General features: G+C 72.3%; 14 protein-coding genes. 3 read left to right on the plus strand and 11 right to left on the minus strand.

Annotation, left to right across the window (positions count from 1 at the left end; all coding sequences use genetic code 11):
- Positions 1 to 114 precede the first annotated feature (114 nt).
- Positions 115 to 855: a GntR family transcriptional regulator gene (locus ACZ4N5_RS08750; protein ID WP_467756403.1), complete on the plus strand. Its 741-nt coding sequence runs from the start codon at positions 115 to 117 to the stop codon at positions 853 to 855.
- A 142-nt stretch (positions 856 to 997) separates the two neighbouring features.
- On the opposite strand, the gene ACZ4N5_RS08755 is transcribed toward ACZ4N5_RS08750, so the two are convergent.
- The 8 genes from ACZ4N5_RS08755 to rpe form a co-directional block, all read right to left on the minus strand.
- Positions 998 to 1,450: an Lrp/AsnC family transcriptional regulator gene (locus tag ACZ4N5_RS08755; protein WP_467756404.1), complete on the minus strand. Its 453-nt coding sequence runs from the start codon at positions 1,448 to 1,450 to the stop codon at positions 998 to 1,000.
- A 30-nt stretch (positions 1,451 to 1,480) separates the two neighbouring features.
- A complete protein-coding gene (locus ACZ4N5_RS08760) occupies positions 1,481 to 2,962 on the minus strand; it encodes an amino acid permease (RefSeq protein ID WP_467756405.1) in 1,482 nt (493 codons plus the stop codon).
- Positions 2,963 to 3,242: 280 nt separating this feature from the next.
- Positions 3,243 to 3,641, minus strand: a complete 399-nt coding sequence (locus tag ACZ4N5_RS08765) for a hypothetical protein (protein ID WP_467756406.1) — start codon at positions 3,639 to 3,641, stop codon at positions 3,243 to 3,245.
- Between the two features lie 174 nt (positions 3,642 to 3,815).
- Positions 3,816 to 5,258: a GuaB1 family IMP dehydrogenase-related protein gene (locus ACZ4N5_RS08770; RefSeq protein WP_467756407.1), complete on the minus strand. Its 1,443-nt coding sequence runs from the start codon at positions 5,256 to 5,258 to the stop codon at positions 3,816 to 3,818.
- Between the two features lie 107 nt (positions 5,259 to 5,365).
- Positions 5,366 to 5,743, minus strand: coding sequence for a barstar family protein (locus ACZ4N5_RS08775; RefSeq protein WP_467756408.1), 378 nt, complete (start codon positions 5,741 to 5,743; stop codon positions 5,366 to 5,368).
- A complete protein-coding gene (locus ACZ4N5_RS08780) occupies positions 5,740 to 6,186 on the minus strand; it encodes a guanyl-specific ribonuclease (protein ID WP_467756409.1) in 447 nt (148 codons plus the stop codon). The genes ACZ4N5_RS08775 and ACZ4N5_RS08780 overlap by 4 nt, the downstream gene beginning before the upstream one ends.
- A gap of 52 nt (positions 6,187 to 6,238) precedes the next feature.
- Entirely contained in the window at positions 6,239 to 7,282 is a 1,044-nt protein-coding gene (locus ACZ4N5_RS08785; RefSeq protein WP_261702744.1) for a sugar-binding transcriptional regulator, read from the minus strand.
- A 78-nt stretch (positions 7,283 to 7,360) separates the two neighbouring features.
- Positions 7,361 to 8,047 (minus strand): ribulose-phosphate 3-epimerase, encoded by a 687-nt coding sequence (rpe, locus tag ACZ4N5_RS08790; RefSeq protein ID WP_467756410.1) that lies wholly within the window; start codon positions 8,045 to 8,047, stop codon positions 7,361 to 7,363.
- 134 nt (positions 8,048 to 8,181) lie between these two features.
- Here rpe and ACZ4N5_RS08795 point away from each other — a divergent pair, with 134 nt between their 5' ends.
- Positions 8,182 to 10,425, plus strand: coding sequence for an MMPL family transporter (locus ACZ4N5_RS08795; RefSeq protein ID WP_467756411.1), 2,244 nt, complete (start codon positions 8,182 to 8,184; stop codon positions 10,423 to 10,425).
- 166 nt (positions 10,426 to 10,591) lie between these two features.
- Here the strand turns inward: ACZ4N5_RS08795 and ACZ4N5_RS08800 are convergent, their stop codons facing one another.
- Positions 10,592 to 12,025 carry an RsmB/NOP family class I SAM-dependent RNA methyltransferase gene (locus tag ACZ4N5_RS08800; protein ID WP_467756412.1) on the minus strand — a complete coding sequence of 478 codons (1,434 nt, stop codon included), beginning with the start codon at positions 12,023 to 12,025 and terminating at the stop codon, positions 10,592 to 10,594.
- A gap of 80 nt (positions 12,026 to 12,105) precedes the next feature.
- The gene (fmt, locus tag ACZ4N5_RS08805) at positions 12,106 to 13,038 is read right to left on the minus strand and encodes a methionyl-tRNA formyltransferase (protein ID WP_467756413.1); all 933 of its coding nucleotides are present in this window, start codon (positions 13,036 to 13,038) and stop codon (positions 12,106 to 12,108) included.
- Positions 13,039 to 13,419: 381 nt separating this feature from the next.
- Here fmt and ACZ4N5_RS08810 point away from each other — a divergent pair, with 381 nt between their 5' ends.
- Complete coding sequence (locus ACZ4N5_RS08810) at positions 13,420 to 13,962, plus strand: hypothetical protein (RefSeq protein WP_467756414.1); 543 nt, start codon at positions 13,420 to 13,422, stop codon at positions 13,960 to 13,962.
- A 253-nt stretch (positions 13,963 to 14,215) separates the two neighbouring features.
- Here ACZ4N5_RS08810 and ACZ4N5_RS08815 read toward each other — a convergent pair whose 3' ends face one another.
- Positions 14,216 to 16,372 (minus strand): primosomal protein N', encoded by a 2,157-nt coding sequence (locus ACZ4N5_RS08815; protein ID WP_467756415.1) that lies wholly within the window; start codon positions 16,370 to 16,372, stop codon positions 14,216 to 14,218.
- Positions 16,373 to 16,636: the final 264 nt, after the last annotated feature.

A 16,636-nucleotide genomic window follows, 5' to 3' on the forward strand; every position in this document is an offset into this window, starting at 1 on the left:
CTTTGGTGAAACCGTGACCCCCTATTCCCTGCACAATCCCGGCCGACACGGATCACGGTCCGATGTCGATTAGGCTGATCAGGCTGTACACAGTGGTCGAATCAGAGGGGAAGAATGGCGGCGCGACACGAGGAGATCGCCGAGGAGCTTCGGCGGGCGATCGACCGCGAGGAGTACACCGTGGGCAGTCTGCTGCCGGCGGAGACCGACCTCGCCGCCCACTACGGCGTCTCGCGCGGCACGGTCCGCCAGGCGGTCGCGGCCCTGACCGCCGAGGGGCTCATCGGGTCACGCCAGGGCGCCCGCCGCGTGGTCCTGGCCGGCCGCCGCAGCCAGAGCTTCGCCGAACTGCGCAGCTTCGCCCAGTGGGCGCGCGCGATGGGGCGCGAGGCGACGGGGCACGTGGTGTCGCAGGAGTACCGCCCGGCGACGGCGGAGGACGCAGTCCGTCTCCAACTCCGCGAGAGGGAACCGGTGTTGCACGTGCTGCGGGTCCGCGGCCTGGACGGCGAGCCGGTCCTGCTGGAGCGCACGGTGTACGCGGGCTGGATCTCCCCCGCCGTGGCGTCGATCGAGCCCGAGTGCCCTTCCGTCACGCAGCGGCTCTTCGAGGACACCGGCCTGGTCTTCGCGTACGGCGAGCACGTCATCGACGCCGTCGCGGCGGGCGCCCAGGACGCGGACCTCCTCGGAGTCCGCCGCACCAGCCCTCTGCTGCGCGTCCGCCGCGTCACCACCACCCGTGAGGGACGCCCGGTGGAGTGGTCCGACGACCGCTACCGCTCGGACGCCGTGAGCTTCAGCGTCCACAACTCCATCGGAAACAACGCCCTGGCGAGGAAGACGGCCGAGTAGCCGTCTCCTCCGGGCGCGGGAGCGCCCGTCAGGTTCGCGAGGAACTGCGCGCCAAGCCACACCACACAGGCACCCGCACCCGCACCCGCACCCGCACAGGGCGAGGCCCCCCTGGGGCGCACAAGTTCTTATGGGGCGCCGACTAAGTCGGCGACCCCGAGGAAAACCTCCGCAGCAGCGGCGAGAGCACGAGAACGGACTTCGTCCGCTCCACGAACGGCTCCCCCGCGATCCGCTCGAGGACCCGCTCGAAGTGCCGCATGTCCGAGGCGAAGACCTGCACCATCGCGTCCGCCTCCCCGGTGACGGTGGAGGCGGCCACGACTTCCTGATAGCGCTCCAGACCGCGCTGGATGGTCTCCGGCGAGGTGTTCCGCCGGCAGTAGATCTCGACGAAGCCCTCGGTCTCCCAGCCGAGCGCCGCCGGGTCCACCCGTACGGTGAACCCGGTGATGGCCCCGGTGGCCCGCAGCCTGTCGACCCGCCGCTTCACGGCGGGCGCGGACAGGCCGACCAGTTGCCCGATGTCCGCGTAGGAGCGACGGGCGTCCTCGGCGAGGGCGTGCACGATGCGTTCGTCGAGATCGTTCAGCACTGCGGGTGGTTCACTTTTCTGCGAGGGGTTCTACGGTTGCTCGGCGACGGGATCCGCGGTCGCCATCCGGGACCGGCGGTAGCCGTAACTGAAGTAGAACACGAGCCCGACGGCCATCCAGACGCCGAAGACCACCCAGGTGACGGCGGAGAGACTGGCCATCATCCAGACGCACAGCAGGAAGCCGATCGCGGGCAGCACCGGCGCGAGCGGAACCCGGAAAGTGCGGCGCATGGCCGGGCGCGTCCGGCGCAGCACGACGACGGCGACATTGACCAGCCCGAAGGCGAAGAGCGTGCCGATGCTGGTGGCGTCGGCGAGCTGGCCGAGCGGGATCGCGGCGGCGAGGACACCGCAGAACAGCGAGACGATCACCGTGTTGGCGCGGGGCGTGCCGGTCTTCGGGTGGACCTTGGCGAACACCTTGGGCACCAGGCCGTCCCGGCCCATCGCGAACAGGATGCGGGTCTGGCCGTAGAGCACGGTCAGCACGACACTCGCGATGGCGATGACCGCGCAGGCCGCCAGCAGCGTGCCCCAGAAGGTCTGCCCGGTGACGTCCTTCATGATCCCGGCGAGCGCGGCCTCCGAGTCGTTGAACTGCCGCCAGGGCCTCGCACCGACGGCGACGGCGGCGACGAGGACGTACAGGGCGGTCACGATGACCAGCGAGAGCATGATCGCGCGCGGCAGGTCGCGCTGCGGGTCCTTGGCCTCCTCGCCGGCGGTGGAGGCGGCGTCGAAGCCGATGTAGGAGAAGAACAGGGTGGCGCCGGCGGCGCTGACGCCCGCCATGCCGAGGGGCATGAAGTGGTCGTAGTTGCCGGAGCGGAAGCCCTGGACGCCGATCGCGCAGAACAGCACCAGCGCGGCGATCTTCACGGCCACCATGATGGTGTTGGCGCGCGCCGACTCGCGCGCTCCGCCGAGCAGGAACGCCATCGCGAGCATCACCACGATGAGCGCGGGCAGGTTGAAGATGCCCCCGTCACCGGGCGGCGCGGACAGCACGTCCGGAATGGTGACGCCGATGGTGCCGTCGAGCAGTTCGTTCAGGTACTCGCCCCAGCCGACCGCGACGGCCGCGACCGAGACGCCGTACTCCAGGACCAGGCACCAGCCGCAGATCCAGGCGATCAGCTCACCCATCGTTGCGTACGCGTACGAGTACGAGGATCCGGCGACCGGGATGGTGCCGGCCAGTTCGGCGTAGGAGAGTGCGGAGAAGAGCGCCGTGAGACCGGCGATCACGAAGGACAGGGTGACCGCGGGCCCGGCCTTGGGGACGGCCTGGCCGAGGACGACGAAGATGCCGGTGCCGAGCGTGGCACCGATGCTGATCATGGTGAGCTGCCACAGGCCGAGGGAGCGCCGCAGCGAGCCCCCCTCGCCCTGGCCACCCTCCTCCACCAGGCGTTCCACCGGCTTTCGGCGCATGAGACGCGCGCCGACACCCGGGGACGGTGGGGCGGACGTGGGTCGGGACTGCGGGGGTGCGCCTTGATCGAGCACGCGCTGGCTCCTTCATCGCTGCCGGTCGAAAAGGGCGGGGACCGGCGGCACCCCTGACAGGAGGGACCCACCGAGCGGGGTCCCCGCCACGCCTGTGTACAGCGCTTGACCCTATGAGTCCGGGCTTCACGGGCGTAATGCAGCAACCTTGCGCATCTCCGCAAGATCGTTGCGTTCATCGCATCCCGGCGCATGTTCGTTGCGCGGGGCCTTTCGATGGTTGCGTGAGGCGTCTTTCCAGCGGGTGACGAGGCTTGGAGACAGCCGAATTGACGGGTCGTCAGTTCTCGTCCGGCTCCCCCGCCACGGCCCGCGCCCGCGCCACGTCCTGGTCGTCGAAGCCCAGCCGGCCGGGCTGTCCGTAGACCGCCGCCTGGGCGTCGATCCAGCGCGTGTGGGCCTCCCATGCGGCCTGCTTGCTGGTACCGAGAGCCGCGCCGATCTGGGACCAGGAGGCGCCGGCCTCACGGGCGGCGCGCACGGTGAGCTGACGGCCGTACGCCGCCTTTTGCGCCACCACCTCGCTGAGCGCGAGCAGTTCCAGGAGTCCGGCACGGTCGAGCGCCTCCGCGTCGCTCCCCGCCCCGGCCAGCGAGTCGCGTACGCGCAGCTCGTCCAGCCGGGCCACGGCGGTCAGCAGGGTGTACTGCGCCTCGATGTTGTGCGGTGTCGTCGTCATGCCTCCAGCGTTACGTCAAGCAGACTTGACGTCAAGAAGGCCTGACGGAATCGGGCCGCGGGCCGTGCACACCGGAGGCCGCCCACGCGTACGGCCCCTGTTCAGGGGTGGGGACACGCGTACGGCCCCTGCTCCCGGGAGGGGAACAGGGGCCGTACGGGGAACAGGGGCGGGTCAGCTCCAGCTGGCGTGCAGGGGCTTGCCCTCGGCGTAGCCGGCCGCGCTCTGGATACCGACGATCGACTTCTCGGCGAACTCCTCCAGGGAGTTCGCGCCCGCGTAGGTGCAGGAGGAACGGACGCCCGCGATGATCGAGTCGATCAGGTCCTCGACGCCCGGACGGGACGGGTCGAGGAACATCCGCGAGGTGGAGATGCCCTCCTCGAACAGCGCCTTGCGGGCCCGGTCGTACGCGGACTCCTCGCTGGTGCGGTTCTTGACGGCGCGCCCGGACGCCATGCCGAACGACTCCTTGTACAGATGTCCGTCGGCGTCCTGCTGAAGGTCGCCCGGGGACTCGTACGTGCCGGCGAACCAGGAGCCGATCATGACGTTGGAGGCACCGGCTGCCAGCGCCATCGCGACGTCACGGGGGTGGCGGACACCGCCGTCGGCCCACACGTGCTTGCCGTACTTCTTGGCCTCGGCCGCGCACTCCAGGACCGCGGAGAACTGCGGCCGGCCGACGCCGGTCATCATGCGGGTGGTGCACATGGCGCCGGGGCCGACGCCGACCTTGATGATGTCGGCGCCCGCGTCGATCAGGTCCTTGACGCCCTCGGCGGCGACGATGTTGCCCGCGACGATCGGCACCTGCGGGTCGAGCGCGCGCACCGTCCTGACGGCGCTGATCATCGACTCCTGGTGACCGTGCGCCGTGTCGATGACGAGCGTGTCGACGCCCGCGTCCAGGAGCTGCTTGGCCTTGCCCGCCACATCGCCGTTGATGCCGACGGCGGCGGCGATGCGCAGCCTGCCGCCCGCGTCGGTGGCCGGCGTGTACAGGGTGGCGCGCAGGGCGCCCTTGCGGGTGAGGATGCCGGCCAGCTTGCCCTCCGCGTCCACGGCGGGGGCGTAGCGGCGGTTGGCGCCGTCGAGCCGGTTGAACGCCTCGCGGGGCTCGATGTCCGCGTCGAGGAGCAGCAGGTCCCTGGACATGACCTCGGACAGCTGGGTGAAGCGGTCCACGCCGGTGAGGTCGGCGTCGGTGACCACACCGACCGGACGGCTGTTCTCGTCCACGACGACGCCCGCGTTGTGCGCGCGCTTGGGCAGCAGCGCCAGTGCGTCGGCGACGGTCTGGTGGGGCTCGAGGCGGATCGGGGTGTCGAGCACCAGGTGGCGCCCCTTGACCCAGGAGACGACCTCGGTGATGACGTCGATCGGGATGTCCTGCGGAATGACGACAAGGCCACCGCGGCGGGCGACGGTCTCGGCCATCCGGCGGCCCGCGATCGCCGTCATGTTGGCGACGACGAGCGGGATGGTGGTGCCCGTGCCGTCCGGAGAGCTGAGGTCCACGCCCTGACGCGAGCCGACCGCGGAGCGGCTGGGCACCATGAAGACGTCGTCGTACGTCAGGTCGTACGGGGGCTGGATGTCGTTGAGGAAACGCACGTGCTGCACATCCCAGTCGATCAGAGGTGGCCCCCGGACAGGTCAGCCAGGGGGAAGAGCACGTACTTCATTGTCCCATGACAGCCCCCGTGCGGTCCCCGGACAGATCATCCAGGCTGGTCAGGGGGCAATTGGTCGGATCCTCCAAGGATGAGGACGACCGACAGGGTGGCGTCGAACTGCTGGTAGTGGCCGGAGGCCGACTGAAGGACCTCCTGGGCGGTCTCCCACTCGTCGGGCCGCGTCCGCGCGTAGGGGCGCCAGCCGGTCACCACGAGCAGCCTGCCCGGACTGGCCGGTCCCCAGTCGGGGTCGCCGAGGACGTCGGCGAGCGCGTCCCAGTTCCGCCCGAACCACTCCGGCAGGTCGAGGGCGCGGACGCAGCGCTCCATGAACCCGGACGTGTCGAGAACCCCGGTGAGGTCGAGCTCGGTGACCTGCCACCCGGCCGAGCGGCACACCTCCGCGAGCGGACCGTGCGTCATCTCAGCACCGCCTTGAACGAGTTGTAATGATCGTCGGTGTAGTAGATCTCGCCGTGCTGTCCGGCGACGATGCGCCGGGCCCCCCGGTCGCGTTCGCCCGGGGTCCGCACCGTGTACTCGTGGTAGTACCCCCTGGCGTGCCCCGGCAGTTCCCGCTCGAAGTTGCCGAAGACGGCGCCGTCCTTGGCGTACGGGAAGGGGCCGCCCCGGTCGATGAGGACGAGGGTCGCCCGCGCTTCGGCGGGGAGCGCCGCCGCGGGGACGACCGGCAGGCCGCCGGCCCAGGACGGGGCCGCCGTGGCACCGCTCGCGGCCGTGGCCGCGGGGTCACCCGAGCCGGTGGTGCCCGTGGACGAGCAGCCCGTCAGCAGGACCGTCAGACAGACCAGCAGTCCGGCGAACAGGCGGCCCGCGAACGCGCGGGGGGACGGCCGTGGCAGCATGACGTCGATGCTGCCACGGCCGTCCCCCCGCGGCGCGCGCTGGGTGTCGACCTCAGGGCCCGTCCGGGTCCGCCCGGTTCAGCGCCGGACGCGGGGGCGGTCCCGCCGTCATCAGCGCGTCCGCGGCCGAGGTGTCCGTCACCAGACTGGTGACGAGCCCGGACCGCAGCACCGCGTCGATGGCGGCCGCCTTGCGCTGACCGCCCGCTATGGCGACGACCTCGGGGATACGGCGCAGCCGGTCGGCCTCGACCGTGATGCAGCGCTCGCCCAGGTCACGCCCGACCCGCCGGCCCTCGGCGTCGAAGAGGTGCGCGGACATCTCGGCGGCGACACCGAGGGACGCGTAGTGGGCGCGTTCCTCGTCGCTGAGCATGTCGTGCACCGTGGAGATGCCGGGCTCCCAGGAGCCGATGGAGACGCAGGCGACCGTCACCTTGTCGAAGTACTCGAAGGCGCGGGCGATCCCGGTCTGGTTGCGCAGCGCCGCCGCGGTGGCCGCGTCGGGCAGCAGCATCGGCGCGTAGATGGGGTGGGCGTCGCCGCCCGACACCTGCGCGGCACGCCGGACGGCCTCGACGGAGCCGCGCTCGGCGGTCCCGGCGTCGTAGACACCCGTCAGCTGCACCACGGTGCACGGCGGGAGCCGGTCCAGGGCCGCCGCCATGTGGATCGTGGACCGGCCCCAGGCGAGGCCGAGCACATCACCCTCGTTCACGAGCTCGCCGAGCAGGTCGGCGGCCACCTCACCGAGGTTCTCGGGGTCGGGCGACTCCTCGGCCTCGGCCGGGGACTCGACGACCACGGCATGCCGCAGGCCGTAGCGGGCACGCAGCGCGTCCGAGCGCTCCGCGTCCAGCTCGGCGGGGACGCGGATCTCGATCCTCACGAGATCCCGTTCGAGAGCGGTCTCCAGGACCCGGGCCACCTTGAAGCGGCTGACGCCGAACTCCTCGGCGATCTGGATCTTGGATTTGCCCTCTAGGTAGAAGCGGCGGGCCATGGCCGCCGCCTGGACCAGCTCAGCGGGTCCCATCCGCATGGCTGACCGGCCCGCCGACATACCCGACACGGCGATCTCCTCACTTCTGTTCACACTCTGGATTCGCCGTTCATCCTTGCAGATCCGGCGCACTTGATCCGCCCTGATGGGCGGCGTTCACGTTCCCTTGGCTCAGTGGTCGCACGCCCACGATGCATGGGCCGTCGCCTCCTGTGCCTGGGTGCGCAGGGCACGTACCGCCTGGGCCGGGTCCGCCGCCCCGTACACCGCCGAACCCGCGACGAACACGTCGGCGCCCGCCTCCGCGCACCGCTCGATCGTCGACGCCGAGACACCGCCGTCGACCTGGAGCCACAGTTCCAGGCCGTGCTTGCTGATCAACTCGCGCGTGCGACGGATCTTGGGGAGCATGATGTCAAGAAAGGCCTGGCCGCCAAATCCGGGTTCGACCGTCATGATCAGCAGCATGTCGAGCTCGGGCAGCAGGTCCTCGTACGGCTCGATGGGGGTCGCGGGCTTCAGCGCCATGGAGGCGCGAGCGCCCATGGCCCGGATCTCACGGGCCAGCCGGACGGGCGCGGCGGCCGCCTCCACGTGGAAGGTGACGGAGCCGGCACCGGCTTCCACGTACTGGGGCGCCCACCGATCGGCGTCCTCGATCATCAGATGGCAGTCCAGCGGAATGTCCGTCGCACGGGCCAAAGACTCTACGACCGGCACCCCGAGCGTGAGGTTCGGTACGAAATGGTTGTCCATGACGTCGACATGGAGCCAGTCCGCGCCTTCGACCGCCTTTGCCTCCTCGGCAAGACGGGCGAAGTCGGCGGACAGGATGCTGGGGTTGATCTGCACGGCCATGCCCCAAGACTGCCATGCCCCGGGCCGGTTGCCCGCCTCGGTCCGGACCTGGGTTGTTCCGTGGATGTCGTACGAGCGTCCGGCATGCCATGCTGGGCGGCCCAGCGGCGCTGCGTCCGACCTCGGGGGTGGGCATGAAGCGGCTCGACGCCTGGAAGCGCGCAACCATCGGGGTCGTGTGCGGACGGCGGTCCAAGTGGCTGGTCCTGGCCCTGTGGCTGCTGGTGCTCGTCTTCGTGGCACCGCTCGGAGCGAAGCTCAGCGACGCCCAGGACAACGACGCCCAGTCCTGGCTGCCGGGCTCGGCCGAGTCCACCCAAGTCCTCGACATCTCGAATGAGTTCCGGCCCGAGCAGATTCCCGCGGTCGTCGTCTACGCGCGCCCGGACGGCCTGACGCCGCAGGACCGCCTGCAGATCGCCGGGGACGTCCAGCAGGTGAAGTCGCTGCGGGAGCACGGCATCCGCGGCGCGGAGACCCGGGGACCGGTCTTCGACCGGCCGACCGATCCGCGCGCGGCCCAGATCTACATCCCCATCACCATGAACGCGTCCGGCTGGCAGCGGATCGGCCCCGCCGTCGACTCCATCCGGCACCAGGTGGGCAAGGGGGCAGACGGGCTCTCCGTGCACATCACCGGGCCCGGCGGTACCGCCGCGGACTCCTCCAACGCCTTCAAGGGCATCGACTCGACCCTGCTCTACTCCGCGATGGCCGTCGTCGTCGTGATGCTGCTGATCACCTTCCGCAGCCCGACCCTGCTCTTCGTCCCGCTGCTCGGCGTGGTCGTCGCGCTGTTCACGGCGCAGGCGCTGATCTATCTTCTGGCGAAACACGCCGGTCTGACGGTGAACGGCCAGAGCGCGGGCATTCTCACCGTGCTCGTGTTCGGCGCGGGGACCGACTACGCGCTGCTGCTGGTCGCCCGCTACCGCGAGGAGCTGCGCCGCCACGAGGACCGCCACGAGGCGATGGCCCTCGCCATGAACCGGGCCGGTCCGGCCATCCTCGCCTCCGGCGCGACGGTCGTGCTGAGCATGCTGGTGCTCCTGGTCGCCGAGATGAACTCGACGCGGGGCCTCGGCCCGGTCGCGGCGATCGGCGTGGGCGTCGGCCTGCTCACCATGCTCACGCTCTTCCCCGCCCTGCTGCTGGTCTTCGGGCGCTGGATCTTCTGGCCGGCCGTCCCGCACCTCGGCTCGGCCGATCCGACCAAGAGCGGCGTCTGGGCGCGCATGGGCCGCCGGATCGCCCGCCGCCCCCGGACGACCTGGGTCGCCACGGCACTGGCGCTGGCGTTGCTGTCCCTGGGCCTGATCCAGCTGCGGGCCGCGGGCATCTCCAACGCCGACACCTTCACCGGGAAACCGGACTCGATCGTCGGCCAGCAGGTGTCGGCGCGCTACTTCCCCGCGGGCGACGGGGATCCCCTGGTCATCGTGTCGAACGTGGCCCAGGGCAGGGAGGTCGGCCATGCCGTGGCCGCGGACCCGGGTGTGGTGCCGGCGAGCATCGGTGTGCCGCCGGGCACCGCGCCCGTGCACGGCGACCGGGTGCTGTTCGAGGCGACCACCCGCGCCCCCGCCGACAGCGCGGCGGCGCAGGCCACGGTGGAGCGGGTGCGCGACGCGGTGCACGCCGTACCCGGCGCCGACGCGAAGGTGGGCGGCGGAACGGCGGCCCGTCTGGACATGGAGAACGCCCAGACGCACGACAACTACCTGGTCATCCCGCTCGTCCTGGTGGTGGTCCTGCTGGTCCTGAGCATCCTGCTGCGGGCTCTGGTCGCCCCGCTCCTGCTGATCGGGACCGTGGTGCTGTCGCTGGCCACCGCCCTCGGCGTGAGCGCACTGGCCTTCCGGCACGTCTTCGACTACGCGGGCGAGGACGTGGCCTTCCCGCTGTTCGTCTTCGTGTTCCTGGTGGCACTCGGTATCGACTACAACATCTTCCTGACCACCCGTATCCGCGAGGAGGCGAGCCACCACGGCACCCGCCCCGGTGTGGTGACGGGGCTCGCCACCACCGGGGCGGTGATCACCTCGGCCGGTCTCGTCCTCGCGGGCACGTTCGCGGCACTCGGCACCCTGCCCATCGTGGGCTTCGCGGAGATCGGCTTCGCGGTCGCCCTGGGTGTGCTCCTGGACACCTTCGTGGTGCGCTCGGTGCTGGTCACCGCGCTCTTCCTCGACGTGGGCCCGAAGGTGTGGTGGCCGAACCGGCTCGCGCACGAGGACGGCGGGACCCGGCCCCCCGAAGCGGCGGAGCCGGACGATTCCGGGGAGCCTCGGTCATCCGGGGAGCCGGCGGCATCCCCGGATTCCGGGGAAACCGGGGAATCCGGGGCCCCCACGAAACCGGCTTCGCCGCCCGGCTGACGCTGCGGACCGGACCTGAGCAGCGCGAAGCGGCACGCCTGAGCAAAGCAGCGCCGGGCGGAGCGGCACGTGCCCGGAGCGGCACGTGGCGGAGCAGCACGTGGCAGAGCAGCGCAGCCCCACGGGCCGGCGCAGCTGAGCGGAAATGCCCCGCTGCGCCGAGCGGTCAGCCGGTTCGGCGGATCAGGGCCAGATACATCGCGTCCGTCCCGTGCAGGTGCGGCCACAGCTGTACGTCGGGGCCGTCCCCCAGGGCGGGCACGCCGGGCAGCAGCGAACGGGCGTCGAGCAGTTCGGCGGAGCCCTCCTCGAAGTGCTTCAGGACGTCGCCGACGACCGCCCGGGTCTCGGCGAGGTGCGGCGAGCAGGTCGCGTACCCGACGACACCGCCGACCCGCACCGACTCGAGCGCCGTGCGCAGGAGCCCGCGCTGGAGCGACGCGAAGCCGTCGAGGTCCTCGGGGCGACGCCGCCAGCGGGCCTCGGGACGGCGGCGCAGCGCGCCCAGTCCCGTGCAGGGCACGTCCATGAGCACCCGGTCGAAGGTGCCGGGCCGCCACGGCGGGCGGGTGCCGTCGGCCGCGATGACCTGGTAGGGGCCGGGGTTCCCGGCGAGCGCCTTGGCGACGAGCCCCGCCCGGTGCGGCTGCTTCTCGGAGGCGAGCAGCGTCGCACCCCGCTGGGCGGCGAGGCCCGCCAGCATCGCGGCCTTGCCGCCGGGTCCGGCGCAGCCGTCCAGCCAGACCCGGTCGGGCCCGTCGAGCGGCGCGTTCGCCAGGGCGATCGCGACCAGCTGGCTGCCCTCGTCCTGGACGCCCGCACGGCCCTCCCGCACGGCGTCGATGGCACCCGGCTCGCCGCCCTCGGTGAGCCGCACGGCGTACGGCGACCAGCGCCCGGGAAGCGCCGAGTCCTCGTCGAGGGCGTCGAGGAGCTCGTCGGAGGTGGAGCGTCCGGGCCGGGCGACCAGAGTCACCTCGGGCCGCTCGTTGTCGGCCTCCAACAGGTCCTCGATGCCGGCCCGGCCGCCGCCCAGCGAGTCCCACAGCGCGGAGACGACCCAGCGCGGGTGCGAGTGAACGACGGCGAGATGGTCCTCGGGGTCGTCTTCGTAGGGCGGCGCGACCTGTTCCAGCCAGGCGTCGAGGTCCTGCCGCGCGACCTTGCGCAGCACGGCGTTCACGAACTTGGCCCGCCCGTCGCCGAGCACCACCCGGGCCAGCTCGACGGAGGCGGAGACGGCGGCGTGCGTCGGGATGCGGGTGCCGAGCAGCTGGTGGACACCGAGACTGAGCACATCGAGGACCGGCGGGTCGACCTCCCGCAGCGGCCGGTCGACACAGGCCGAGATGACGGCGTCGTACGTCCCCTGGCGGCGCAGCGTGCCGTACACCAGCTCGGTGGCGAGCGCGGCGTCCCGTGTGTCGAAGTCGCCCTTCTCCCGCGCCTTGCGCAGCAGCGGCGGCAGGACGAGGTTCGCGTACGCGTCCCGCTCGTCCACGGCCCGCAACGCCTCGAAGGCGAGCATGCGGACCGGGTCCTTCTGGGGGCGGCGGTAGGGCTTGCCGGGCTTCTGCGGCCGACGGGGCTGTTCAGTCACGAAAAAGGTGCTCCGGATCCAGGAAAAAGATGCGCTTATCAGCGTACGCCGCAGGGCCGACGTCAGTCGGACGGCCGACGTCAGACGCCGAGGCGCTCCCCGGAGGAAATCCGCACCCCGCGGGCCCAGTCCGCCGCGCGCATCGGCTTCTTGCCCTGGGCCTGTACCCAGAGCAGCTCGACGGCGTAGGAACCGGTGCCCACGTACACGTTGTTCTTGGCGACGGAAAGCTCGCCCGGGGCGAGGTCCGTGCGGTCGGGCACCGTCGTGACGTGGATGAGTTTGAGCCGCTCGGCCCGGAAGACGGTCCAGGCGCCGGGGGCCGGCGTGCACCCGCGCACCATGCGGTCGACCCGCAGCGCCGGGGCGGCCCAGTCGATGTGGGCGTTCTCGACGGTGATCTTCGACGCCGTGCTGATGCCGTCGGCGGGCTGCGGTACGGCCTTGAGCGTGCCGTCCTCGATCCCGTCCATCGTCGCGGCGAGCAGTCCGGACCCGGCGAAGGCGAGCCGCGTCAGCAGATCGCCGCTGGTGTCCGTGGGGCGGATCTCCTCGGTGACGGTCCCGTACACCGGCCCCGAGTCGAGGCCCTCCTCGATCAGGAAGGTGGTGGCGCCGGTGATCTCGTCGCCGGCCATGATCGCGTGCTGGACGGGGGCGGCGCCGCGCCAGGCCGGCAGCAGCGAGAAGTGCAGATTGACCCAGCCCTGGGCGGGGATGTCGAGGGCGACCCGGGGCAGCAGCGCCCCGTACGCGACGACGGGACAGCAGTCCGGGCCGATCTCCCGCAGCCGGGCCAGGAAGTCCTCGTCCCGGGGCTTCACAGGCTTGAGCACCTCGATCCCGGCCTCTTCCGCCCGCTCGGCGACCGGACTCGCGACGAGCCGTCGCCCCCGTCCGGCCGGCGCGTCCGGCCGGGTCACGACGGCGACCACCTCGTGCCGCGCGGAGGCGATCAGGGCGTCCAGGGCGGGAACGGCGACCTCGGGGGTACCTGCGAAGACGAGCTTCATGGGTGGCGGTTGGCCTCTCGGGCGGGAGCTCTTCCATCCCCCGCGCTCGTGCCGGTTCAGGCGAAGCACGGGGCAGCGCACCAGTCTATGCCGCGCGGGGCTCAGGGGCTCGGGGGTTCTTCAGGGGGCCATGTCCTCGGGCCCGCACGGCCGATGTTGCCCGCGCACCGGCACGGGGGGTGCGGCCCGCTCAGCGGCAGGTGGGGCGCGTCCACCACACAACGGGGGGCGTACAGAGCGGGACGCGCCCCGTGCATATGCCCTTGCGCCCCCGCAGCGTGACCACTCACCCGTCTACGCGTTGGTCAAGAAAGAGTTGACCACAGCGGGCCGCACATTCGCGGCCCGATCCTTTTCAACGCCGGTTCGAGAGGCTTGTTCATGGCCGACCACGCAACCCACGACGCCCAGGCTCGGGCCAGCCTGCACTTGCTGGTGCGGGACATCGAGCGGGTCCGCCGGCAGGTGGACGCACTGCGCACGCTCACCGCCCAGTTGGGCAACGTCTACCGCCCGCGCCGCTCCGGCCCGTCCACGGGCTTCGTCGTCTACGGACGCGCTCCCGCCCCGACCGTCCGTCTCGCCCAGGAGCTGCGGGACAGCGTCGAGACGCTGGTCACGGCCGCCGTGGACTTCGACCGTTCACTCGGATTCTCGTGGGACGCGGTGGGTTCGGCCCTCGGGGTCACCAAGCAGGCGGTGCACCGGCGTTACGGCGCGCGCCGCGCCGCCGCCCAGGCCGCCGCCGAGGCGGAGCGCGCCACGGAGACGGCCGACACGCGCACGGTCGCCGTCAACACCACTCTTCCCTCGGTGCCGACCGTCCCCGCCGCCCGCTCCATGCCGACCCAGCCGACAGCCGGCAGCCCCACCCTCCGCGAAGAGGTCAGGTCCACGGCCTTCCCGGGCCCACGCAACGGCTGACTCGCCCCCGAGACGACAACTGCCTCCCGGCGCAAAGACCCCCGGGGGGCAGTCCTACGTCGACACCCCTGCCTCTGCCCCCAGCTCCCAGCTCCCAGCTCCCAGCTCCCAGCCGACTGTTCACGCCCGCGGCCCACACCCACTGCTCACGCCCCACTGCTCGCGCCCACAGTCCACGCCGACACCCGGGCATCAGCTGCTCCGCGCTCCCGCTCGCGCGGCCTCACCGGATCTCACGCGACCGCGCGGGATTTCACCCGATGTCGGGCGGATCGATCCGGATGCGTACGGGCTCGTTGCCCCCCCGGGCCATGCGCGCGGCCTGTGCGCCCTTCAGTGCGGCCGCCAGCGCCGCTCCACTCCCCGGAGGCACCCGGATGAGCACCCGCTCCCCGGGATCCCCAGGAGGCGGCCCACCGGGTCGCCGGGGCCGCCCGGCCTCGGTAACCGGCAGCGGTACGGGCCCCAACACCTCGGCGTCGGGTGGCAGTTCGGCGGCGGCGAGGAACCCGGCGAGCGCCTCCGGCGCCCCGGACACCGCCGCCATCCGGGAGACGGGCGGAAATCCCAGCTCGGCCCGCTCGGACAGCTCACGCACCGCGTGCCCGACGGGATCCCAGCGTACGAGTGCCTGCACGGGCCGCAGGGTCGGCTCGGCCACGACGACGACCGTGCCGCCGGCCCCCTGCGGACGGACCAGCGCGGCGGCCCCTGTCCACCGGCGCAACGCTTCCTCACCGGCCCGCAGATCGGGCCGTCCGAGCATCGCCCAGCCGTCGAGCAGCAGTGCCGCCGCGTACCCGCCCTCGGCGACGGGTTCGGCTCCCGGCGTGCTGACCACCAGGGCCGGCGCCGCGGACACCGTGTCCAGCACCTGCTCCCGCCCGGACGTGCGCACCGGCACGGCCGGGAACGCCCGTCCCAGCTCCTCCGCGGTCCGGCGGGCGCCGACGACCTGCGCCCGCAGCCGGAACCCGCCGCACTCCTGGCAGTGCCAGGCCGTCTCGTCCCGCCCGCACCACGCGCAGCGCAATGCCTGGGCGTCCTGCGCCTCCAATGGCCCCGCGCAGTGCCGGCACCGCGCGGGCGCCCGGCACTGGGCACACGCCATCCGGGGCACATATCCCCGCCGAGGCACCTGGACCAGCACAGGCCCCTGCCGCAGCCCCTCCCTGACGATCTGCCAGGCGAGCGTGGGCAGCCGGGCGGCCCGAGCGGCCTCGTCGCGCGCGAGATCGCCGTCCCCGACGGTCCGTACCAGCGGCGCGGCGGCGCGCACCTGCTCCCTGTCGGCGGCCAGCGGCAGCGCCCAGCCGCTCTCGACCAGTTGCGCCGCCTCCACCGTGCAGGTCCAACTCCCCAGCAGGAAGCCGCACTTGTCGCGCGAGGAACGCAGCTCCAGCACTTCCCGGACATGCGGGAAGGGAGCGTTGTCGTCGCTGTGTCCGTCGTCGCCGTCGTCCCAGACGACGACAAGTCCCAGATTCCGTACGGGCGCGAACATGGCGGCCCGGGTGCCGACCACGGCCCGTACGGACCCCCGTCGTACGGCGAGCCAGTCACGGTAGCGCCGCTCCGGTCCGGCGTCGGCGGTCAGCACGGCGTGCTGCCCCTCCCCCAGCAGAGCCTTGAGAGCGGTGTCCACGCGGGCGGCGGGCCGCCCGGCCGGTACGACGACGAGCGCGCCGCGCCCGGAGGCGAGCGTCGCCTGCACCGCGCGGGCGATCTCCTCGGCCCACTCGGGACCGGGCAGCGCGGTCCACACGGCGCGCGGGGCTCCACCGGAGGCGAGCGAGGCGAGGAAGTCCGCCCCTCTCCCGTACCGCCGCCAGGTCCCGGGGTCTGGTGCGGTGGGCTGCGGCGGGGGCACCGGCGACTCCCGTGCCTCGGCGCGGGCGTGCCGGGGCGGCACGGCCAGTTGCAGCACGTCGGCGAGCGATCCCGCGTACCGGTCGGCGACGGCGCGGGCGAGTCCCAGCAGCTCGGGCCCGAGGACGGGCTCGGGCGAGACGACCTGGGCGAGGGCGGCCAGCGGCCCGGAGTAGTCGGACTCGGCGACCCGCTCGACGAGGTATCCGTCGATCAGACCGCCGCCCTCGCGCCGCCCCGACCGGACATTGCGTCCGCCCGCACCGAACCGCACCCGAACCCGCACGCCCGGCTGCGCGGCCTCGTCGAGGTCCTCGGGCACGGCGTAGTCGAAGTAACGGTCGAGGTGCAGCACCCCTTTGTCGACGAGCACCCGCGCGACGGGCAGCTCCTTGGCCAGCGCGGCTCCCCGCCAGGTCCGCGGCTTCGCCTTCGGCTCCTTGGCCTGGCGCACGGCCTCCCGGATCAGCGCAAGCTGCTCGGGCGGCGCACCGTCCGCGCCGCCCGCGCCGTCGTCGGGTCGCCCGTTCGCGCTGCTCACAGCAGTATTCCTACCAGACCGCACTGACAGCGCCGCCCGCTCGAGATCAGGCCGGCCGCGGATCGCGAACGCCGTGAGGGCGCTTTTGCCATGGACCGCTCGGCCATACCGGTCAGGGACCGGCAGCAGGATTCGAACCTGCGAGGGGCCTTCGGCCCCAGAAGTATCCGCGGCCATCGCACCGGGCAGGGCGACGTCGGTTCTCCCGAGATCCAGGCGGCAGCGGAACGTGATCCAGATTCACCGCACGCCATGGGCGTACTC

The organism is Streptomyces sp. NPDC026500, from assembly GCF_055567635.1.